Below are 20,769 nucleotides of genomic sequence, written 5' to 3'. Positions count from 1 at the left end.
ACATGAAGACATTAAGCAACTGGATTGAAGCTTTTGAAAAGCTGGCGTCCATCCTGTTAATTGCTGCCATGACAGTGGTCCTGTTTATCTCTGTCATATTCAGGTACTTTTTAAACGCCCCGCTTTTTTGGGCGAATGAAGCCAGTATCTTTATGATGGCCTGGCTTACCTTTATCGGAGGAAGTTTGGGGCTTAAGTATAAGTCCCAGGCTTCCATCACTTTTTTGGTTGACCGTTTTTCAGAAAAAGGAAGGAAAATTCTTTTTATCATGACACATATCATTATTTTAATAGCGTTGGCGTTCTTACTGTATTTGAGCTATCAATGGGTATTTACCTTGTCTCCGCAAAAGTCGAGTTCTATGCGCTTGCCGATGTGGATCCCTTATCTTTCTGTACCAGTGGGATTGACATTTGCGTTTATCCATCTATTGGATTATTTTATCGATTTATGTAAAAATACACCACAAAGTAGTGAAGCATCATGACCATCCACTTATTAGCAACGATCATCATATTTATTTTGCTCTTGATAATCGGCATCCCGATTTCGCTTGTTTTAGCAATTACTTCATTGGCTTATCTCATTTTGACTGATTCCGTCGCCGTCTTGGGATCGGTTCCACAGAAAATGTTTTCCGGGCTGGATAACTTTGGATTACTGGCCATTCCCCTCTTTATGTTGGCCGGTGAATTAATGAATTTGGGGGCATCACCACGAGATTAATCACTTTTGCCAAGGTGCTGATCGGACATTTCCGAGGAGGATTAGCGTATGTCTCCATTATCGCCAACATGTTTCTCGCATCCATTTTGGGCTCTGCCAATGCGCAAGCTGCCATGATGAGTAAGGTCATGGTTCCCGAGATGGAAAAGGAAGGATATTCCCGAAGCTTTTCCGCCGCATTAACATTGGCTTCATCGATTGTGGCTCCGGTCATTCCACCGAGTATGTTATTTATCATTTATGGGACATTGACGGGTGCTTCCATAGGAGATTTATTTATGGCCGGTATCATACCGGGAATTTTACTGGGAATTGGATTTATCGCTGTAATCGGTTTCATGAGTGTGAAGGAACAATTTCCAAAAAGCGAGCGGGGAACATTGAGGTCGATGCTGAAAAGTTTTTTGAGCGTGCTTCCTGCCTTGCTGATTCCTTTTATAATTATTTATGGCATATTAAGCGGCGTGTTTACGCCTACTGAGTCGGCAGCCGTAGCCTGTATAATCGCCGTTATCATTGGCTTTGCCTATAAGGAGTTAAAGGTTGGACATCTTCCGGAAATATTATTAAACACAGTGGTGAATACTGCCACCATCACGTTCCTTATTGTGACAGCCAATTTATTCGGATATATTATCGCCTACGAACAAATTCCACAGCTTATTGCAAACTCAATGTTGAGTTTATCGGACAATCCACTTGTATTCCTTTTACTGGTCAATATTTTATTGTTGTTGTTAGGAACCGTTTTGGATGGAATTGCGGCATTGATTATTTTAGTGCCGGTATTTGCTCCGCTTTTGACAACTTATCAAATAGATCCGGTTCATTTTGGGGTTATCGTGACAATTAATCTCACCATCGGCCTTTTGACTCCGCCTGTTGGAACAGGTCTGTTTATTGTTTCTTCCGTGGCAAAAGTTAAAATAGAAGATCTTGTCAAGGCCATCATTCCTTTTTTACTGACAGCGATTGTTTTACTGCTGGTCATCACTTATTGGAAAGATGCAGTGCTTTGGATTCCAAGCCTTTATGAGCCATAAAATTGTACATGGTTGTGAGTCTGGGAGGGGTTCGCCAAGTATATAGAATCACAGCAGTGAAAAGCTCTCGGCCCAGCCTGAGAGCTTTTTCACCATTATGATCTGTTCTTTTTTCGTATTTCTTTTTCAACTTTACGAAGCGCTTTTTTTGAGCCGCGTTCAATGTCATGCTGGAGCTTTCTCGTTTTATGGTCAATGAATAAAGAGTCTAAGTCATATCCCTCCGGGTATAAGTCCGCGGCTTTTCCTTCTATGGCCAACCGTTTTTCATGTACTTCAATCAATTGATTTTGATAAAAAACGGTGACGTTTTGATAGTGGTCTTTTTCTTTATATACAATTCCAAAATCGTCGTGATCCAGCAGTTTTACGCGGTCTCCTTTTTGATAGTGGATACGATGTTCTGCTTTTACAGCAGCTTGCTTAGGTTTTCGTATTTTACTTTCATGTACTCGTTCTAAGCGGTATTCTTTATTTTTCATATAATCTTCTGCTCTTTGTAATACATGTTCCGGTACATTCATTTTTCTAGAGATCCATAAGGCGTTACTGTCTCCCGATTGCCCGATCAGAAGCTTATATAATGGCTCAAGTGTTTCATGATTAAATTGCATGGCAGCGTTCATGAAATCACTATGCAGTTCGGAAAAGCGTTTTATTTCGCCATAGTGGGTTGTCGCAACGGTTATACATCCTTTCAGATAAAATTCTTCTAACAGGGAGATGGCTAAAGCCGCCCCTTCATTTGGTTCTGTCCCGCTGCCAATCTCGTCGAATAGTAACAGCGTATTGTTGTTTACGGAACGAAGGATTTCCGATAAGTTCTGCATATGAGAAGAGAACGTGCTAAGTGCATTTTCTATGCTCTGATTATCACCAATATCCACAAAAATATGGTCAAATATCGCAATTTCAGTTTCTTTTGAAGCTGTAATATGAAACCCGGACATCGTTGCCAAAGTAACAAGGCCTATTGTTTTCAGCACAATTGTTTTTCCCCCGGCATTTGGACCGGTTATGATCAAGCTGCGATAACTGTTTCCAATCTGAAAGTGAAGTGGAACAACATGTCCTGATAATAATGGATGCTTGCAATGAACGAATGAAATATATCCATGTTCATTAATGTTTGGCTCAATTCCATCGACATGTCTGCTATATTTCGCTTTGGCAAAAATCATATCGTACTGGGATATAAGCTCGATATTGATGTTAAGAGGCCGGAGATTTTCTGCTACGAGCCCTGTTAAAGTAGCTCGTATTTGATATTCCAACATGGCCTCTTCGGATTTTAAAGCCGCTAATTCAGCACTTAATTTTCCTACCGCGCTAGGCTCTATAAAGACTGTCGAACCTTTAGAAGATATTTCAATGACCGTTCCTTGTATTTTATTTTTGTAGGAAGCTTTAATAGGGATTGTATAGCGGTCATCTTTGATCGTAATAATGAACTCCTGAATGTAATGTTTATGGGCACTGCTGTTTATGAATTTATTTAATCGTTCTTTTATTTTTTGTTCGGTGGATTGAATATGGGAACGAACACGTTTAAGTTCTTTGCTGGCTGCCGAGTCAACTTCATTATTTTTTATGGAAAAATGGATTTCCTCTTCCACATCCAGGAATTCTGTCATGGATTGAGCATAGGAAGCCAATGTAGGCGCGACAAACTCTTTGTTGGACATGAACATTTTTATTTTCCGGCAACCCCTTAAAAAATCGGCAATACTTAAAAGTTCCCCAGGGTCTAAAATAATCCCTTTATCTAATTTAGTGATGATATGTTCAATTTGGGAAACACCAATAAAAGGCATGTTTCCACCTGCATCCAGAATGGCTCGTGCTTCAGATGTTTCGGTTAAGCGATGTTTTACCACTTTTAGGTTAGAACTTGGTGTTAATTGGTCGATCAGTTGTTTGCCTAGTCCGCTCACGCAATATGATTTTACGATCTCTTTAAGTTCGTTGTATTGTAATTTTTCAAAAGTATTTTTATTCATGTTTTGATTCTCCTCAAAGTGATGAATTGAATTGATCAGCAATGAAGAAACCTACTGGCAGGATTTCAATGAGTTGTTCAATAAAAAAAGCCGCGGTATCTACCGCAGCTTTTTTACGTTTACAAGGCAAAAGAGAATAAAACCATCCGTAAAGTTCGTTCTATTTACGAAATGGCGCGCTTGTTTATAAAGTAGGGTAGGTATCTTCATAGGTGGAAATAAGTCCATAGTAAAACAAGGGGTATGAAATGAGCTAAAATCCCCTGTTGTTACAATTTCCTTATTTCCTTTTACATTTTCCTATTTAGATACTACCGCACTCACAAAAAGCACCTCTTATTAATCGGATTGTTCATCTCATTGAAATCCACTTTATAAAACTCATTATACTCGGTGATGTTGAAAAAGTAAATCATGGCTTTTATCTGTTTAACTCCAAAGTACTTTTTAGACTTAAAAGGTCCATCAGGTTGTGTTGAATCATAAAATTGGTTATTTCATTACAATTAGGTTTTGTTTATGATTGTGAGGATAAAGGTGTTGAGGAAGGCCAGGGGAAAAGCATGGAGTTTGACAAAGAAAGGACCCGGTCAATAGTCTGGATAACCGAAAAAAGAGAATGCCGGATCAAACCTTTATATAAAGGAAGACATTTAATTAAGGATCATACGGGATTTTACACTTACACCCTTGAACCTTCTGGGGTTTTTCATTACAGAAAGGATGTTGTTCCTCTTTAAATGATGAGGACCAGGAACATTGGTGCTTGTGACTGCGCCGTACTATATATGTAGTTTGAACAGATCACCCACAGCTTTTAACAGCAGTGACTCATGAAGTTGATCCTTAAACCAAAACATTGACAGAACCGTTGGCGATATGTATATTATACACTTATTAAGGATACTAATTTCATAGGGATTATTGGTTTTTGTGGTGGCACAGTAAATCGGTGGCGCATATGATGAAAAACCAACTGAAGCCCAAAACAAAGGGGGGAACATATTATGGATATATGGTTCATTAGCTTGAATATAGTGGCTTTACTTGCGTTTATTGGTCTTCTTATTTTTATGCAAAAGAAACATGTATCGTTTACAAAACGTGTATTTACGGGCTTAGGTACAGGGATTGTGCTTGGCGCAATTTTACAAGCCATCTATGGAGTAGATTCGGAAGTTTTAACGACTACAGCAGATTGGTATAGTATTGTCGGAAGCGGATATATCAAACTGTTGATGATGATTGTCGTGCCACTTGTCATGGTGTCTATCATTCAATCCATTATTAACCTGGAAAAATCAGCAGACCTTGGAAAAATGTCTGCCTGGATTATTGGTTTCTTAGTTTCGACGGCTATGGTGGCCGCTTTGATTGGAATTGGATCTGCTGCATTATTTGATTTGAATGCAGATCAAATTGATGCGGGACAAGCGGAAATAGATCGAGGGGATATGCTTTTAGAAAAACTTGGAGAAGTGGAGGATCTAACAACGCCGCAGAAAATCCTCAGTTTTATTCCATCCAATATCTTTCTGGATATGACAGGAGAGCGGGCGACTTCGGTCATTGCGGTGGTCATTTTCTCCATCATCGTTGGGATTGCTGTCCTTGGGTTACGGAGAAAAAATCCGGAACAAGCGGAAATGTTTAAAAAAATCGTGAATGCGGTTTATGCAGTTGTTATGCGAATTGTAACATTGATTTTGCGCCTGACACCATTTGGAATTCTAGCTTTGATGGCTAATACGGTGGCTAAAACAGATGTTGCTGGTATTGTTCAGCTTGGTAAATTTGTGATTGCCTCTTATGTCGGTTTATTTGTCATCATGATCTTCCATCTTTTATTAGTGGGGCTCTTTGGTTTAAATCCGCTGACATACTTAAGAAAGGCCATGCCAGTGCTAGGTTTTGCTTTTACATCCCGCTCGAGTGCGGGTACGATTCCACTGAACATTCAAGCACAGAAAAACTCCCTTGGTGTTGATTCAGGAATCGCTAACATGTCGGCTTCGTTTGGAGCGACCATCGGGCAAAACGGCTGTGCCGGAATGTATCCCGCCATGCTGGCATTCATGATCGCGCCTACAGTCGGGATTGATCCACTTGCACCAGCATTTATCATCAAATTGGTGTTAATTATCGGTATCAGTTCATTTGGTGTTGCCGGTGTTGGTGGGGGTGCTACCTTTGCCGCATTGATTGTTTTGTCTTCTATGGGGCTCCCTGTAGCTTTGGCTGGTTTACTCATATCAATCGAGGCACTAATTGATATGGGACGTACGGCTGTCAATGTAAATGACAGCATGGTTTCCGGCACATTGACAGCACGAATCTTGGGGAAACTGAATTTGAAAACATTCAATGATAAAACAGCAATTGAAGATAATTCGTCATTTTAAGGAAGAAATGAATCACCATCCTCTTGGTGGTTCGTTTTTTTTTTTGCAGAAAAATAGTGAGTATTCGGAGTTGTATCTGATATTCGAAATGATTCCGGTCCCTCTTTTATTTCGTACTTGTTTATGTCCCAGCCCCTATTCTCGCAATTTTTACGAATATCCATCAGCTTTCAACATATATCCAAACCCCTTTCCTACTTTATTAATGGTTCTATGAAAATTTTTAATAGATTTCATCATCTGAAATCTATGCGTTGTAGGGTGTCAGCGTTTTCAATATAGTAAATACAAATCTGAAGATTGGAGGATGGAGTCTATGGATACGAGAGAATTACGGAATTGTTTTGGCTGTTTTGCAACCGGTGTCACGGTGATCACTTGGATGAATGACGATGGCCAAAGAAGAGGGATAACCGTCAACTCCTTTACTTCTGTTTCATTGGACCCGCCGCTTGTACTTATTTCGATAGATAAGAAGACAAAGGCTTTTGAAGAATTGAAAAACAAGTCCTTTGTTATCAATATATTATCTGCTGATCAGGCTGCCTATGCACTGCAATTCGCGGGACGGCCACAGGCGGATCTGGAGGTGGAGTGGGAAGAAACGCTTGGCCCGCTGCCTGCACTAAAAGGAACAGTAGCTCATTTTAAGTGTTCGCCCTGGAAGGAGTATGAAGGCGGAGATCATCTTTTGTTTGTGGGGAAGGTGGAGGATTTTTCCTACAATCAAAAAGAGAGTTTATTATTTTACAGGGGAAAATTTTTCGAAACAGCAGATCGTTCCATTCTTGCTGCAAATTCATAATGGAGGGAAAAAACGATGAGCATCAGAACGGGAGAGCAATATATTCAAGGGTTGAAGTCGCGGCAGCCGGAGGTCTGGCTTGGTGGTGAACGGGTGACAGATTTGGTGAATCATCCGGTGTTTAAACAGCCGATTAAGGAGATGGCGAGATTATTTGATATGCAGCACGACCCTAAGTATCAGGCCGATATCACCCATATTTGCGAAGAAACTGGAAAGCGGGTAAATAATGGTTTCCTGATTCCAAGGAATGCGGAGGATCTTGAAGCAAGGAGGAGATTGTTTGAAGTCTGGGCAGAAGCCACTTACGGTTTAATGGGCAGAACACCGGACTTCCTAAATGTTGTAGTCACATCGATGGCTACAAACGATTGGTTTTTCCGGCAGTATGGTGAACGTTACGGTGACAATATCATCAACTATTACAGATATATAAGAGACAACGACCTGTTTCTTACCCATGCGATTGTTAATCCGCAAAATGATAGAAGCAAAGCTTCCCATGAGCAAGAAGTGGAGTATGCCCACTTGGGAGTTTGCAAAGAAACGGAAGATGGTTTGATTGTACGAGGGGCGAAAATGTTAGCAACGCTTGCGCCGATCACTGATGAAGTCATCATCTACTCATATCCGAGCTTTAAGCCGGGAGACGAAAAGTTTGCCATTTCGTTTGCTCTTCCAATCGATGCGCCGGGCCTGCGCATTTATTGCAGAGAAGAGACACAAAGTGGAACCCGTTCGACATGGGATCATCCGTTGGCTTCCAGATTTGAAGAAATGGACGCATTGCTTGTCTTTGACGATGTATTCGTACCGTGGGAGCGGGTCTTTATTAACCAAAACGTTGAAGCGGGCAACTTACTCTATCCGAAAACAGGGATCAATCTCCAACCGTCACATCAATCGGCGGTCAGAGGATTATGCAAACTTTCGTTTGTAACTGATGTGGCGTGCTCCCTTGCGGATTCCATTGGAGTTGATGGATACTTGAATGTTCAAAATCTCCTGTCGGAACTGATCCAAGCTGTCGAGACAATCCGGGCTTTAGTGCGTACCGCCGAGCGGGAGTACTCAATCACTGATCAAGGGGAAGCCCTTCCCAATATTGTGCCGCTTGAAACGATCCGGGGGCTATTGCCGAAAATGTATCCGAGGGCCATTGAAGTCTTACAGACTATCGGTGCCGGAGGTCTGTTGATGTCACCAACGGGCGCGGACTTCGCGCGTCCGGAAATAAGTGACGATATGAATAAATATTATGCCGGCCGTTCTGGAGTCTCCTCGGAAAAACGGGTCAGATTATTTAAACTGGCATGGGATCTGTGCGGGGAAGCGTTCGGCCAAAGGTTGGTGCAGTATGAGCGTTATTATTCCGGTGATCCGGTACGAAAAATGGGAATGTTCTACAATGTCCATAAAAGAAACAATCTTTCTTACCCGCTGGTGGAGCGGGTGCTGGAAGAGTCTCTCTTATTATCGGAGGAACATCAGGAGCAAACAAAGCAATTACATTCATGAATGGAAAGTGGTATTGCGGAAGTGAGGGATTCAGTTGAAACTTTTTCAAGCCGAAAGCCTTACATTATCGAGATCGGTGGTTGCCATTGGCGCTTTTGACGGCGTTCACCGCGGACATCAATCAGTGATCCGCGAGATGGTGAGAAAAGGAAACTTGGAAGGAGTGCCCACTGTCGTTTATACATTCAGCCCTCCTCCCCGGGTCTATTTTCAAGGAGCCCGTACTCTGACAAGCCCTGAACAAAAGCTTACATTGTTGGAGCGTTTAGGTGTTACCCACACGATACTCGCAAAGTTTGATGAAGAGTATGTAAAGCGGACAGCGCTGGAGTTTGTTGAAGAGCTGTCACGTATCAATCCGAAATGCATGATTGTCGGAGATGATTTTCGCTTTGGAAACAATCGAGCCGGTGATGTTTCGCTATTAAAATCATATTTTAACGTCCAATCAATCAATCCGATTTGTTGTGCGCGGGGAGAGCGAATCTCTTCAACTAGAATTAGAGAGCTTATTGTAAAAGGGAAACAAGAACAAGTGCTGCCTCTGCTCGGATGGATGTGAGGATATGGTTAAAAGAAATGGATGAAATGGGGCTTTATAAAGTGAGTTTGATTGAGAGCAAGTAAAGCCGCTTATAAACAATAAAAGAATCGGTAGTCGGAAGCCCGAACAAGCGCCGTGATCTTCATATCGGCTCTCGAAGAGAAGCGATCATTTGGCAAAATCAAAGTTGCGGTAATCATGGAAAACAAGAGGTTGATTTTAGTTAAAAAAATGTTTTTTTCTTCCGAAAGATAGCCCTTATTTCCCGCATCGTGTGGCAAACACATAGGCTTGGTGATTGAAAAAAAGCGCGGTGGGCCCATGGTTTAATTCGGTGATACATGTGAGTGTGGGCTTCATCGAACGACAATGCGGCTTACCAATAGAAAACAAAGTTAAGTTGACAGCAGTGAAGAACTTAGAACGTGCGACACCTGCAAAAAGATAAAGGAAGAAGAAACGGAAAGCAGTCCTGCTTTTTCAAGCTACAGTCTCGGGAAAATGACAAGTGGGTATCTTATAAACAAAATGATGGAGGAATCATGATGTCAAAGTTGAAATCAAGAAATTTTAAAGCGTTCAGTTTGCTCGGATGGATTGAAGAAAACAAGGGTCAATTAAAGCCGCCAGTGAATAATAAAATGCTTTGGGAAGAGTCGGACTTCATTTACATGATGGTCGGGGGGCCGAACAAGCGCCGTGATTTTCATGTCAGCCCTGCCGAAGAGTTCTTTTATCAAATCAAAGGCGCCTGTTATATCGAAGTAATCAATGACGAGGGAAAAAGAGAGGTCGTTACTGTCCAAGAAGGGGAAGTTTTCCTGCTTCCGGCAAATGTCCCTCATTCCCCGCATCGTGTGGCAGACACATATGGCTTGGTGATTGAGAAAAAACGCGGTCCGGGCGAATTGGAATCCATGGTTTGGTTCTGTGATCAATGTGATCATGAACTTCATCGAATGACGATGCAGCTTACCAATATTGAAACTCAGTTAAAAGCCGGAATTGAACAGTTTGATAGCAGTGAAGAACTTAGAACATGTGATAAATGTGGATATGTGATGCCGGCGGAAGCAGGGATATGGAAATGAGAGTGGACTTTCACACACATATTATTCCTGAAGACATACCTGACTTTACAAAAAGATACGGTGGCGGCCGTTGGCCAGTTTTAGAAAAGACCTGCTCATGCGGTGCTAATATAATGGTTTCCGGGAAAGTTTTCCGGGAAGTGACTGATCAAGTTTGGAGCCCTGAAAAAAGAATAGAAGATATGGACAAAGAAGGTGTCGATCTTCAAGTCCTGTCCCCCATTCCGGTGACGTTCTCTTATTGGGCAGAGCCAAATGCCGCTGAAGAAATGGCACATATTCAAAATGACTTTATTGCTGAAACGGTGAAGCAGTATCCTTCAAGATTTATTGGCCTTGGGACTGTCCCGCTTCAGGATGTGGATGTTTCCATTCGCGAAATGGAACGGTGTATGTTTCAACTCGGCTTAAAAGGGATTGAAATCGGAACGAATGTGAATGGCAAAAACTTGGACGATCCCTCATTTTCTGGCTTTTTCGAAATGGCGGAAAAATGGAATGTGCCGTTATTCGTGCATCCATGGGAGACGCTTGGAAGAGAAAGAATGCCCCGCCATCACTTTATGTATACAGTAGGCATGCCGAGTGAAACCGCTTTGGCCGCCGCCAGTTTGATTAATGGGGCGGTCATGGAAAAATATCCGACCTTGAAGGTTTGTTTTGCCCATGGGGGAGGTTCTTTCCCTTATATATTGCCGCGTCTGGATCAAGGGTGGAACGTATGGCCCCACATCCGGAAGATTCAAAAGCCTCCAAGCTTTTATGCGCAAAAGTTTTATTTTGATTCGCTTAACTATGACCCTGTAAATCTATCATATTTAGCAGAGCGTTTTGGATATGAAAAAATTGTCATGGGATCTGACTATCCCTTCCTCTTGAGGGAGATACCGCCCGGAAAAGTCATAGACGATACGCTCGGTCTCACAGAGGAACAAAAAGCTGCCATGTTGGGCGGGAATGCCTTGTCATTTTTAAATATGAATATAAAGGAAGCGTTGCAAAAATGATGGATACACCAGATATAGGAAGTATTGCAGAAATGGCGGATACACCGGAAAAAAAGCTGGAACATTTGGGCTTGAAGTTGCCCGCTTTAAGATCTCCTGTAGGAAGCTATGTGAGCTGTGTCAGAACTGGAAATTTATTATTTACAGCCGGGCAGGGAGTGGATGAATTCCATGGAAAACTGGGGAGGGATCTTACAACAGAGGAAGGTTATCTTGCCGCCAGACAATCGATGCTCAATTTATTAAGTGTTGTGAAAGCCGAGCTCGGTGAATTAAGCAAGGTAAAACGAATTGTAAAGGTACTCGGAATGGTCAACAGTACCGAAGATTTTACAGATCAGCCTGCCGTCATGAACGGTGCTTCCGACTTGCTGGGACAAGTTTTTGGAGATAAGGGTAAGCACGGGCGGTCTGCCGTCGGCATGGCTCAATTACCGAATAATACTGCGATTGAAATTGAAATGATTCTTGAAGTGGAGGGCGGGGAGGACTAAAACATGTATCAGAATATAGTAGAAAAACCAATGGTTAAAAATGCGAAGCTCTTTATAAATGGCGAATATGTTGAATCAGAATCAAGGAAAACGTTTGATTCTATTAACCCGGCAACGAATCAAAAACTGGCCACGGTCGCAAACGGTACGGAACATGATGCCAAACGCGCAATCGAAGTGGCCGGACGTACCTTTCAAAGCGGAGTTTGGAGCAATATGCCCGTGGAAGAGAGATCCCGAATCCTTTGCAATATGTCTGATCTCATTATGAAAAAGGTGGACGAGCTTGCTTATGTGGAAACGTTGGATGTAGGCAAGCCGATAAAAGAGAGCAGGGATTTTGACATTCCCCGGGCCGCCGCCAATTTTCGTTTTTTTGCAGAAATGGCCAAGTATATGGTTCATGAGCATTACGATATGAGCAAACATATGTCGTATACACAGTACGCACCAGCAGGTGTGACAAGCTTGATTATTCCATGGAATCTTCCCTTTATGCAGATGACGTGGAAAGCATCGGCTGCACTCGCGGGCGGCAACACAATTGTCATTAAACCAGCCTCCTATACACCGCTAAGTGCCGTCATGCTTGGTGAAATTGCCAATGAAGCCGGCTTGCCCCCAGGCGTTTTAAATATTATCACCGGTCCCGGAAGCACGGTCGGCACAACAATGTCCACCCATCCTTTTGTCCGGCGCCTCGCTTTTGTCGGGGAAACCGAGACGGGTAAAACAGTAATGGAGAATGCTTCAAAAAGTCTGATCCCCGTTTCACTCGAACTTGGAGGGAAATCTGCCAATATTGTATTTGAAGATGCGGACTTGGATGAAGCTGTCGAAGGGTCAAAAGAAGCCATTTTCCGAAATCAGGGGGAGATTTGCTTAGCCGGCTCAAGAATTTTGGTCCAAGAGAGCGTTTATGATCAATTTTTGGACAAGTTTGTTGAAGTTGTTAAGAAAATCAAAGTCGGAGACCCGACGGATGAGTCGACGGATATGGGCGCGCTTGTTTCGAAGAGCCATCTCGAGACCGTAGACCATTACGTTCAAATCGGTATGAGCGAAGGAGCAAAACTTGCTTACGGAGGAAAAAGAGTGGAAGGCCTGGAAGAAGGAAATTTCTACATGCCTACTGTTTTATATGATGTAAACAACAAAATGCGGGTGGCGCAGGAAGAGATTTTTGGACCTGTTCCGGTCATCATCCCGTTTAAAACGGAGGAAGAAGCGATTCAAATAGCCAATGACTCGATTTATGGTTTGGCTGGAGTAGTCTGGACAAATGACTTGCGAAGGGCACAGCGGGTTTCTGCGTCCATTCACTCCGGACTGTTATGGATTAATTGCTGGTATGTACGCGATTTGAGAACACCATTTGGCGGAGCAAAAGCGAGTGGGATTGGAAGAGAAGGCGGAAGACACAGCTTTGAATTTTATACCGAGGCGAAAACAATCACAATGAAAAAGTAAATGAAACAAAGCGAAAGGTGATCTATGTTCACCTTTCATTTGTTTTACATGCGGGAGGGCGAAAGACGTGTCACCAAAACTGATCGATTTTGCAAAAGAGCTGTTGGATGCGGAACAATCTGTAAAGGAAGTTCAACCTTTAACTGAACGGGATAGGTCGTTGACAGTAAAGGATGCTTATCAAATACAGTTGGAGACGGTCAGCTTGAAAAGGGGGCAAGGGAAGAAGGTCATTGGAAAAAAGATTGGTTTGACAAGCGCGGCCATGCAAAAAATGTTGAATGTCAATGAACCTGATTATGGACATTTATTTGATGACATGTGTGTTGAAAATGGCGGAACAGTTCATATAAAAACGTTGATTTCACCAAAAGTAGAAGCGGAAATCGGTTTTGTATTGGAAGAGGAGCTGACAGGACCCAACATCACTTATATAGATGTCCTAATGGCTACAAAATACGTAGTCCCTACGTTGGAAATCATTGATAGCCGAATTGCGGATTGGAAGATCAAATTAATTGATACAGTAGCAGATAACGGATCTTCATCCAAAGTTGTCATAGGCGATAAAAAGACTGGATTGTCCGGAAGTGATTTACGCACGAATGGAATGGCTTTATTTCAAAACAATGAATTGATTGCCACCGGGGCGGGAGCGGCGGCTTTGGGGCATCCGGCCGAAGCGATTGCCTGGTTGGCTAATAAGCTATTTGAATACGGTATCACTCTCAAAAAAGATGAGTTGATTTTACCGGGAGCGTTATCGGGAGCGATCGCGGTGTCAGCAGGTGATGAGGTGAAAGCGAATTTTGGCAGACTGGGCACTGTTACTGTGACATTCCAATCGGACGACTGAAAGGGGAATTTTTATGGGGAAAATAAAAGCGGCCATTATTGGATCGGGTAATATCGGAACCGACTTAATGTTTAAGCTGGAACGCAGTGAATGGGTTCAATTGACTGCCATGATCGGGATTGATCAGAATTCTGAAGGGCTGAAGATGGCACAAGAAAAAGGGTATGCCGTTTTTTACAATGGCATCCAAGGATTGGTGGATAACCCGGATATTGCGGACATCATTTTTGATGCTACTTCCGCAAAAGCTCATGTCCGCCACGCAAAAATATTAAAAGAATTGGGCAAGAAAGTGGTTGATTTAACGCCTGCGGCTGTAGGTCCTTTCTTTAGCCCCGCGGTCAATCGCCAGCTTGAAAATGCTGCGGTTGATAATGTCAATATGATTACATGCGGCGGGCAGGCTACCATTCCTATTGTTAGTGCGGTGAATGAGAAAGCAGATGTTGCTTATGCTGAAATTGTTGCCACGATATCCAGCAAAAGTGCGGGACCGGGAACCCGGGCCAACATTGATGAATTTACGATCACGACAAGGCGGGGAATTGAAAGAGTCGGAGGAGCGGACAAAGGAAAAGCGCTCATCATCCTAAACCCTGCGGAACCGCCTATTTTAATGAGGAATACGGTCTATTGCGAAGTGAAGAACATGGATGAACAGGCCATCGGTGAAGCGATTGATTCCATCGTCGGCACTGTTCAGGAATATGTCCCGGGGTACCGTTTGAAGCAGGAACCGTTATTTTCCGGAAATATTGTCACGGTTTTCATTGAAGTGGAAGGGGCTGGAGACTATTTTCCTCCTTATGCAGGAAACCTTGATATTATGACGGCTGCTGCCGCGCGTGCAGGAGAAGATATTGCCCGCAAATTGCATGTAATATCCTAAAGGTGTATCTATTGGACGGTTGGAAGTGGTGACGGGAAACGAAAGGAGTTCATGAGATGAAACAACCTGCTTGTAAAGATATTAAAATAACGGAAGTAAGTTTGCGGGACGGGAGCCATGCTGTCGCACACCAATTTACGGAAGAACAGGTGCGGGCTGTTGCACGTGCTTTGGACGATGCCGGCATGCATTATATCGAAGTGAGCCATGGAGATGGTTTGGGAGGTTCAACGATCCAGTATGGAAAATCTCTTGTAGATGAAATGCGACTGATCGCGGCCGCCGTTGAAGAATGTAGACAAGCAAAAATAGCTGTATTGTTGCTTCCCGGGATCGGTACTGTTCATGATTTGCGAGAAGCAAGCAAGCTCGGAGCCAAGCTTGTCAGGGTGGCTACCCATGCAACGGAAGCCGATGTTTCGGCTCAACATATACACAAGGCCCGCGAACTTGGCATGGAAGCGTTGGGATTTCTGATGATGGCTCATTCTGTATCGACGGAAAAGCTGGTGGAACAAGCAAAGTTGATGGAAAGTTATGGGGCAGAGGCTGTCTATGTTACCGACTCTGCCGGCGCTTTGCTTCCGCATGAAGTGCGGGAAAGAGTGAAGGCGCTTCGGGAGAGCCTTGATGTTGAAGTAGGATTCCATGGACATAATAACCTGTCAGTGGCGGTGGCAAATACCTTGGCGGCCATGGAAGAAGGGGCTACAAGAATTGATGGAAGCGTTCGCTGTTTGGGGGCGGGGGCCGGAAATACGCAAACGGAAGTATTGTTGGCGGTGATGAATCGTCTAGGCTACGATGTCGGAATCGATTTGTATAAAATGATGGATCTCGCTGAAGACGTAGTCGGACCACTTATTCGTGGTTCACAAGAAATTAAAAAAGGCAGCCTTGTCCTTGGTTATGCGGGTGTTTATTCCAGCTTCTTGCTTCATGCTGAACGCGCGGGAAGAATGTATGATGTGGATCCCCGTGATATTTTAATAGAATTGGGCAAGATGAAAGTTGTTGGTGGACAAGAGGATATGATACTGCATGTGGCTGCCGATTTGTCTAAAAAAAGAAAAGTGGAGGCAACACGATGATTCTTAAAACGAGTAGTGATCAAGAGATAATCGAGTACTTATATTGTGCGGAGCGGGATGTACGAGAGGTTGTCAAAATCACTGATCAGTATCCGGAGTTGACGATTGAACAAGCGTACGAACTGCAAGATGGCCTGCTGGCACACCGAGCCAAAAAGAATCACACGAAACAAATTGGTCTGAAACTTGGATTAACAAGCAAGGCCAAACAGGAAATGATGGGGGTTAAAGAAGCTATATACGGTTATTTGCATGCCGATATGCTTGCCTATGAATGGGAACCGGTTAAAAGATCAGAGCTGATTCATCCCAAGGCTGAGCCGGAGATCGCGTTCTTTTTGGATCAGGATCTTCAAGGGGAAAACGTTACGGAAGAAGACGTGCTGAATGCGACCAAATATGTTGCTCCCGCACTTGAAATCATTGACAGCAGATATAAGGATTTTCGCTTTACACTTGTTGATGTCGTCGCTGATAACTGTTCATCGTCAAAGTTTATCATTGGCAGTCAATGGGCAAGTCCTAAAGATCTTGACTTAGGAAATGTCGGCATGGTGATGACCAAAAACGGGAGGGTGGAACAAACTGGATCAAGTGCTGCCGTACTGGGCCATCCGGCCACGGCTATTGCCTGGGCAGCAAAACAATTGGCGGCTCGTGGAAGAGGGTTTACAAAAGGCGATGTTGTATTGAGCGGCGCCATGTCTGAGGCCATTTCCTTCGAATCCGGGGATACCATTATCGCCCAATTTGCCGAATTGGGAAGTGTCCTCTTATCTTGCGAGTAACTCACAACGTCTGGAGGTTTCACGATTGCCGATTATTCAAGTTCAGATTTTAAAGGGCAGAAGCAAGGGCAAATCAAAAGTCTCATTACAGACATTACAAATGCATGTGCAAAAAATGTATCCCGCATGTAAGGTGCCGTAAGACTCCCACTTCAAGACTTGATGAGTTGATACAAAAGGTCTAGGTGTGAGAAAACGGCACCTAAATGCCCGATTGGTTCAACTAACATTCAGCAGGAGATGGAAGGAAATTCCTACTGAATGAAGTTTCACTTTATCCCGCATGTAAGGTGCCGTAAGACTCCCACTTCAAGACTTGATGAGTTGATACAAAAGGTCTAGGTGTGAGAAAACGGCACCTAAATGCCCGATTGGTTCAACTAACATTCAGTAGGAGATGGAAGAAAACTCCTACTGAATGAAGTTTCACTTTATCCCGCATGTAAGGTGCCGTAAGACTCCCACTTCAAGACTTGATGAGTTGATACAAAAGGTCTAAGTGTGAGAAAACGGCACCTAAATGCCCGATTGGTTCAACTAACATTCAGTAGGAGATGGAAGAAAACGCCTACTGAATGAAGTTTCACTTTATCCCGCATGTAAGGTGCCGTAAGACTCCCACTTCAAGACTTGATGAGTTGATACAAAAGGTCTAAGTGTGAGAAAACGGCACCTAAATGCCCGATTGGTTCAACTAACATTCAGTAGGAGATGGAAGAAAACTCCTACTGAATGAAGTTTCACTTTATCCCGCATGTAAGGTGCCGTAAGCCTCCCACTTCAAGACTTGATGAGTTGATACAAAAGGTCTAAGTGTGAGAAAACGGCACCTAAATGCCCGATTGGTTCAACTAACATTCAGTAGGAGATGGAAGAAAACGCCTACTGAATGAAGTTTCACTTTATCCCGCATGTAAGGTGCCGTAAGCCTCCCACTTCAAAATCTTGGGTGAATACAAAAGGTCCAAGTGGGAGAAACGGCACCTAAATGCCCGATTGGTTCAACTAACATTCAGTAGGAGATGGAAGGAAACTCCTACTGAATGAAGTTTCACTTTATCCCGCATGTAAGGTGCCATAAGACTCCCACTTCAAAAACTTGCGTGAATACAAAAGGTCCAAGTGGGAGAAACGGCACCCAAATGCCCGATTGGTTCAACTAACATTCAGCAGGAGATGGAAGGAAATTCCTACTGAATGAAGTTTCACATTATCTGTTTATCCCCTTTGTTATTTTTTATTGTTACTTTACGAATTCCGTCTTTGAGTGGGTTAGGTGTTGGTGTCGGACATTAACGATACCCATTGGGGAGCCGGCGGAATAACACTGGAGGAGAAAGGGAAGGGAAGTTTCGTTAAAGGGGACTTTGGTCCGTTATAGCGATCGAAAGCCGGGCGCAGCTAGCCCGGCATTTAGGATCGGCTTGTAAAGGTAAGACGAAAAAGTATCCGAGCTAGTTTGTAATGCAACTATGATTGCCGTATCTTTTCTCTTTCGATATCCGGTCCGACCTATCAGTATCCGCCGTCAAATAGTCATTTTCTGTTTCCATGAATACGATATTTTTTCTATGATGACCCGATCCAATGTTTCTCTCCCCGGTTATTTCAATTTGTATTTCTCAACTTCTTTTACAAGAGACGGATGAAATTGCGCTCCTATTTTGTCTAATAAGCATTGTTCATTTTTGAAATAAACGGTTTCTTCAGTGCCATCCATCCATTTTTTATGCTGACGTTTTTCATTGATGGATATTGTTCCATCTTCAAGAACAGACGCAATGAGCAGTTCCTTATTAAATGGAGAACGGGGATGTTCGTGGATCGTTTTTTTCATGCGGTTCAGGCTCTCCCATGTAACAGGAGCCCAATCAAAGGCATAGCAAATGCTCCATTCTTCATGGTCCGCCGAATGCTCCATGACAACGGCGCCTTTCTCTGTTGAAACCGAACGCAATCGGAATGCGCCTGCCGGGGAGATGACTTCAGGTCCATCAAGCTGAAGGGGAGCGAGTGCCAGCCGGTTGCCAAATCCGCTGTCAGCAATATATTTTTCATGATCGATCTCCAAAAGAACAAGAGCATGTGTCCCATCCAACACCCACTCATCCTTATTCTTGACGGTTGCTGCCGCGAGCGTTGGCCGAAATCCAAGCTCCTTCAAGACAAGATACAACAAAGGGTTTATTTCATAACAAAGACCGCCGCGGCTGGCCGTGACCATCTTTTTTATTAAAAACGCCGGGGTGACGGGATCGATATTGTGATTCATGACATCGGTGTTTTCAAACGGGAACCATTCGGCAAATTTCTGTAAAATAAAAGTTACCCGGTCTTTTGGTGGCTTATCCTCAGGGTAGCCGGACTCATATATTTTTCTTATGAACAATTTCATGCGGGCATCTTCCTTTCATAAAAAGGTATATTCAGTTTATCAACAAGGGGAACTTTTCTAAAGCATTTCCTTTGATTATATGAAATGTCTTCATGCTTTGTAAGCGAGCTGTTCACAAGAAGGTATTTACATTGAATGGTCATGTTGTACGAGGAAGATATGTTGGTCAAAAAAAGCGTGTACCGGAGCAGACGGAGCCCCGATACACGCTTTCTACGTTTTCAGCTTCCAACTTTAACTGACCTGGGAAGCTCGTTCGTCCTTTTTTTCATATCCTTTGTGAAGGTTTCGTCGTTTTCCCCTTTAAAGAACTGTTTGCCATAAATTAAAAGACAAAGAATGATGCCTGCGGCAAAAGCCCACGTCGCTCCTTTTGTCGCCAATATGGCGCCGATAATACCTGCTATTCCAAGGTCGCGTTGGCTTTTTGCCTCCAAAACTCCAACCCTGACGCTGACATAGCCTTGAATAAGTAAGGTTAAGGCAAGAGCAATCCCTAAAATCGGTTCAAGAAGACTCACAATGGGCAATAATAGCAGCCCTGTATTCGTCCCCCAGCGAAACGATCCCGATCCTCCAAAGAGAGAGTTCATTACTTTCTTGCCTTCTTTATAGCGTTCAATCACAACGACTTGCATGGCTGCCCATAGCGGTCCGCACATTGTGACATCCGGTCCCAAAATACTCATAATTGAATTCCGGCCTCCAAACACAAGGTGGGCGCGGTTGGGGTTGTAATCGATTTTCTCATCTTGCCGGATTTCATCTGCTTCATCAATTAATGCCTTGCTTTGCAAAACGTCTCCAAAAAGAACAATATAAGTGGCTAAAACGGTTGGCAAGGCGGTTATAAACATCTCAAGCGGAGGGAATCCGAGTCCAAAGACGGTATATTCACTCCACAAAGCAGCAAAGTCAGGTTTACTGAAACCCCATTCAATTGTGGGCCATGGCGCTTCCTTAAATATCGGGGCGATAAATACTGTTATCACGATAATAGGAAAGATCCCTAATTTGGCTAAAAGCTGTAAATATTTATTGCGATTTTTGATGGAATTAAAATGCTTTGAAAACAGTAAATAAAAAGAAATGCCTACTGCAATGGTAATCGTCCAAGGAAATGACTCAAACCTTCCACCGACTTGGAAGACAGAAATCACTGCCGCAAAACCTGCACCAAGAATAATCCCTGACTTCATGGCAGGAGGTATGAGGTTTACAACCTTGCTTGCTAAGCCTGTAATTCCTAAAAAGAGCGACAGGATCCCGAGCATTAATTGAAAAGAGATTAATGCATATACCCGCTCCTGTCCTTCCGGGAACGTTGAAACGTATGCCATAATTAAAGGGATGGCTGGTGTAATCCATCCGGGAATGACTGGATCTCCCAGTAAATGATGGGTTAAATAGAAAAGTCCATTTAGCATGACCACGGCCAGCGCGACTTCAAAAGGCATTCCCAAAAGTTCAATCAAAAGCGGGATTGCCGCCAAGTCAACCGCACACATGAGCAGCCCCTGAACATAGTCGGGCCATTCAAACTTATAATGAACAAAGGGCAGCCTCAGTTTAAAAGGCCCTAATGGAATGAATGGTGATTCTTCACCGTATTGCCGATTTTTCCAGAGCATGTTCGTTCCTTCCTCCTC

16 protein-coding genes and 1 pseudogene are annotated in these 20,769 nt (G+C 43.3%); 14 read left to right on the top strand and 3 right to left on the bottom strand.

What is annotated here, in order from left to right; all coding sequences use genetic code 11:
* The first annotated feature begins 2 nt into the window (after positions 1-2).
* Positions 3-488: a TRAP transporter small permease gene (locus NST31_RS04875; protein WP_339164214.1), complete on the top strand. Its 486-nt coding sequence runs from the start codon at positions 3-5 to the stop codon at positions 486-488.
* Positions 485-1,770, top strand: a pseudogene (locus NST31_RS04870) (TRAP transporter large permease). The gene NST31_RS04875 and the pseudogene NST31_RS04870 overlap by 4 nt, the downstream one beginning before the upstream one ends.
* Before the next feature lie 95 nt (positions 1,771-1,865).
* On the opposite strand, the gene NST31_RS04865 reads toward NST31_RS04870, so the two are convergent.
* Complete coding sequence (locus tag NST31_RS04865; protein ID WP_339164211.1) at positions 1,866-3,770, bottom strand: endonuclease MutS2; 1,905 nt, start codon at positions 3,768-3,770, stop codon at positions 1,866-1,868.
* A gap of 1,007 nt (positions 3,771-4,777) precedes the next feature.
* Here NST31_RS04865 and NST31_RS04860 point away from each other — a divergent pair.
* From NST31_RS04860 to NST31_RS04805, 12 genes are all read left to right on the top strand, one after another.
* Complete coding sequence (locus tag NST31_RS04860; protein WP_339164208.1) at positions 4,778-6,172, top strand: cation:dicarboxylase symporter family transporter; 1,395 nt, start codon at positions 4,778-4,780, stop codon at positions 6,170-6,172.
* 316 nt (positions 6,173-6,488) lie between these two features.
* Positions 6,489-6,977 (top strand): flavin reductase family protein, encoded by a 489-nt coding sequence (locus tag NST31_RS04855; protein WP_205177950.1) that lies wholly within the window; start codon positions 6,489-6,491, stop codon positions 6,975-6,977.
* Between the two features lie 15 nt (positions 6,978-6,992).
* Positions 6,993-8,495, top strand: coding sequence for a 4-hydroxyphenylacetate 3-hydroxylase N-terminal domain-containing protein (locus tag NST31_RS04850; RefSeq protein WP_339164206.1), 1,503 nt, complete (start codon positions 6,993-6,995; stop codon positions 8,493-8,495).
* A 34-nt stretch (positions 8,496-8,529) separates the two neighbouring features.
* Entirely contained in the window at positions 8,530-9,057 is a 528-nt protein-coding gene (locus NST31_RS04845) for an FAD synthetase family protein (protein WP_205177946.1), read from the top strand.
* Between the two features lie 524 nt (positions 9,058-9,581).
* On the top strand, positions 9,582-10,130 hold the full coding sequence (locus tag NST31_RS04840) for a 3-hydroxyanthranilate 3,4-dioxygenase (RefSeq protein ID WP_205177944.1): 549 nt from the start codon (positions 9,582-9,584) through the stop codon (positions 10,128-10,130).
* Complete coding sequence (locus NST31_RS04835; protein WP_339165477.1) at positions 10,127-11,137, top strand: amidohydrolase family protein; 1,011 nt, start codon at positions 10,127-10,129, stop codon at positions 11,135-11,137. Before NST31_RS04840 ends, NST31_RS04835 begins: the two co-directional genes overlap by 4 nt.
* Complete coding sequence (locus tag NST31_RS04830) at positions 11,134-11,631, top strand: RidA family protein (RefSeq protein WP_339164203.1); 498 nt, start codon at positions 11,134-11,136, stop codon at positions 11,629-11,631. The genes NST31_RS04835 and NST31_RS04830 overlap by 4 nt, the downstream gene beginning before the upstream one ends.
* 3 nt (positions 11,632-11,634) lie before the next feature.
* On the top strand, positions 11,635-13,101 hold the full coding sequence (locus tag NST31_RS04825; RefSeq protein WP_339164202.1) for an aldehyde dehydrogenase: 1,467 nt from the start codon (positions 11,635-11,637) through the stop codon (positions 13,099-13,101).
* A 67-nt stretch (positions 13,102-13,168) separates the two neighbouring features.
* A complete protein-coding gene (locus tag NST31_RS04820) occupies positions 13,169-13,957 on the top strand; it encodes a fumarylacetoacetate hydrolase family protein (RefSeq protein ID WP_339164199.1) in 789 nt (262 codons plus the stop codon).
* Between the two features lie 13 nt (positions 13,958-13,970).
* Complete coding sequence (locus NST31_RS04815; RefSeq protein ID WP_339164196.1) at positions 13,971-14,846, top strand: acetaldehyde dehydrogenase (acetylating); 876 nt, start codon at positions 13,971-13,973, stop codon at positions 14,844-14,846.
* A 56-nt stretch (positions 14,847-14,902) separates the two neighbouring features.
* Entirely contained in the window at positions 14,903-15,937 is a 1,035-nt protein-coding gene (gene dmpG, locus NST31_RS04810) for a 4-hydroxy-2-oxovalerate aldolase (RefSeq protein WP_339164194.1), read from the top strand.
* Entirely contained in the window at positions 15,934-16,725 is a 792-nt protein-coding gene (locus NST31_RS04805) for a fumarylacetoacetate hydrolase family protein (protein WP_205177925.1), read from the top strand. Before dmpG ends, NST31_RS04805 begins: the two co-directional genes overlap by 4 nt.
* A 1,603-nt stretch (positions 16,726-18,328) precedes the next feature.
* On the opposite strand, the gene NST31_RS04800 is transcribed toward NST31_RS04805, so the two are convergent.
* Together NST31_RS04800 and NST31_RS04795 are read right to left on the bottom strand one after the other, a co-directional pair.
* Positions 18,329-19,120, bottom strand: coding sequence for an arylamine N-acetyltransferase (locus tag NST31_RS04800; RefSeq protein ID WP_339164192.1), 792 nt, complete (start codon positions 19,118-19,120; stop codon positions 18,329-18,331).
* 221 nt (positions 19,121-19,341) lie between these two features.
* Positions 19,342-20,751: a hypothetical protein gene (locus NST31_RS04795; RefSeq protein ID WP_339164190.1), complete on the bottom strand. Its 1,410-nt coding sequence runs from the start codon at positions 20,749-20,751 to the stop codon at positions 19,342-19,344.
* Between the last annotated feature and the right edge of the window lie 18 nt (positions 20,752-20,769).

It is taken from the genome of Siminovitchia sp. FSL W7-1587 (genome assembly GCF_037963795.1).
In the GTDB taxonomy this organism is placed as follows: Bacteria; Bacillota; Bacilli; order Bacillales; family Bacillaceae_C; genus Siminovitchia; species Siminovitchia thermophila.
The sequence above is the reverse complement of the archived record's forward strand: the minus strand, read 5'-3'. Positions and strand labels throughout refer to the sequence as shown.

Excerpts from the sequence above, each read along its gene's own strand:
- NST31_RS04815 (WP_339164196.1), top strand. The coding sequence starts at position 13,971 with ATGGGGAAAATAAAAGCGGCCATTATTGGATCGGGTAATATCGGAACC.
- dmpG (WP_339164194.1), top strand. The coding sequence starts at position 14,903 with ATGAAACAACCTGCTTGTAAAGATATTAAAATAACGGAAGTAAGTTTG.
- NST31_RS04875 (WP_339164214.1), top strand. The coding sequence starts at position 3 with ATGAAGACATTAAGCAACTGGATTGAAGCTTTTGAAAAGCTGGCGTCC.
- NST31_RS04860 (WP_339164208.1), top strand. The coding sequence starts at position 4,778 with ATGGATATATGGTTCATTAGCTTGAATATAGTGGCTTTACTTGCGTTT.
- NST31_RS04850 (WP_339164206.1), top strand. The coding sequence starts at position 6,993 with ATGAGCATCAGAACGGGAGAGCAATATATTCAAGGGTTGAAGTCGCGG.
- NST31_RS04805 (WP_205177925.1), top strand. The coding sequence starts at position 15,934 with ATGATTCTTAAAACGAGTAGTGATCAAGAGATAATCGAGTACTTATAT.
- NST31_RS04835 (WP_339165477.1), top strand. The coding sequence starts at position 10,127 with ATGAGAGTGGACTTTCACACACATATTATTCCTGAAGACATACCTGAC.
- NST31_RS04800 (WP_339164192.1), bottom strand. The coding sequence starts at position 19,120 with ATGAAATTGTTCATAAGAAAAATATATGAGTCCGGCTACCCTGAGGAT.
- NST31_RS04865 (WP_339164211.1), bottom strand. The coding sequence starts at position 3,770 with ATGAATAAAAATACTTTTGAAAAATTACAATACAACGAACTTAAAGAG.
- NST31_RS04840 (WP_205177944.1), top strand. The coding sequence starts at position 9,582 with ATGATGTCAAAGTTGAAATCAAGAAATTTTAAAGCGTTCAGTTTGCTC.
- NST31_RS04825 (WP_339164202.1), top strand. The coding sequence starts at position 11,635 with ATGTATCAGAATATAGTAGAAAAACCAATGGTTAAAAATGCGAAGCTC.
- NST31_RS04855 (WP_205177950.1), top strand. The coding sequence starts at position 6,489 with ATGGATACGAGAGAATTACGGAATTGTTTTGGCTGTTTTGCAACCGGT.
- NST31_RS04830 (WP_339164203.1), top strand. The coding sequence starts at position 11,134 with ATGATGGATACACCAGATATAGGAAGTATTGCAGAAATGGCGGATACA.
- NST31_RS04795 (WP_339164190.1), bottom strand. The coding sequence starts at position 20,751 with ATGCTCTGGAAAAATCGGCAATACGGTGAAGAATCACCATTCATTCCA.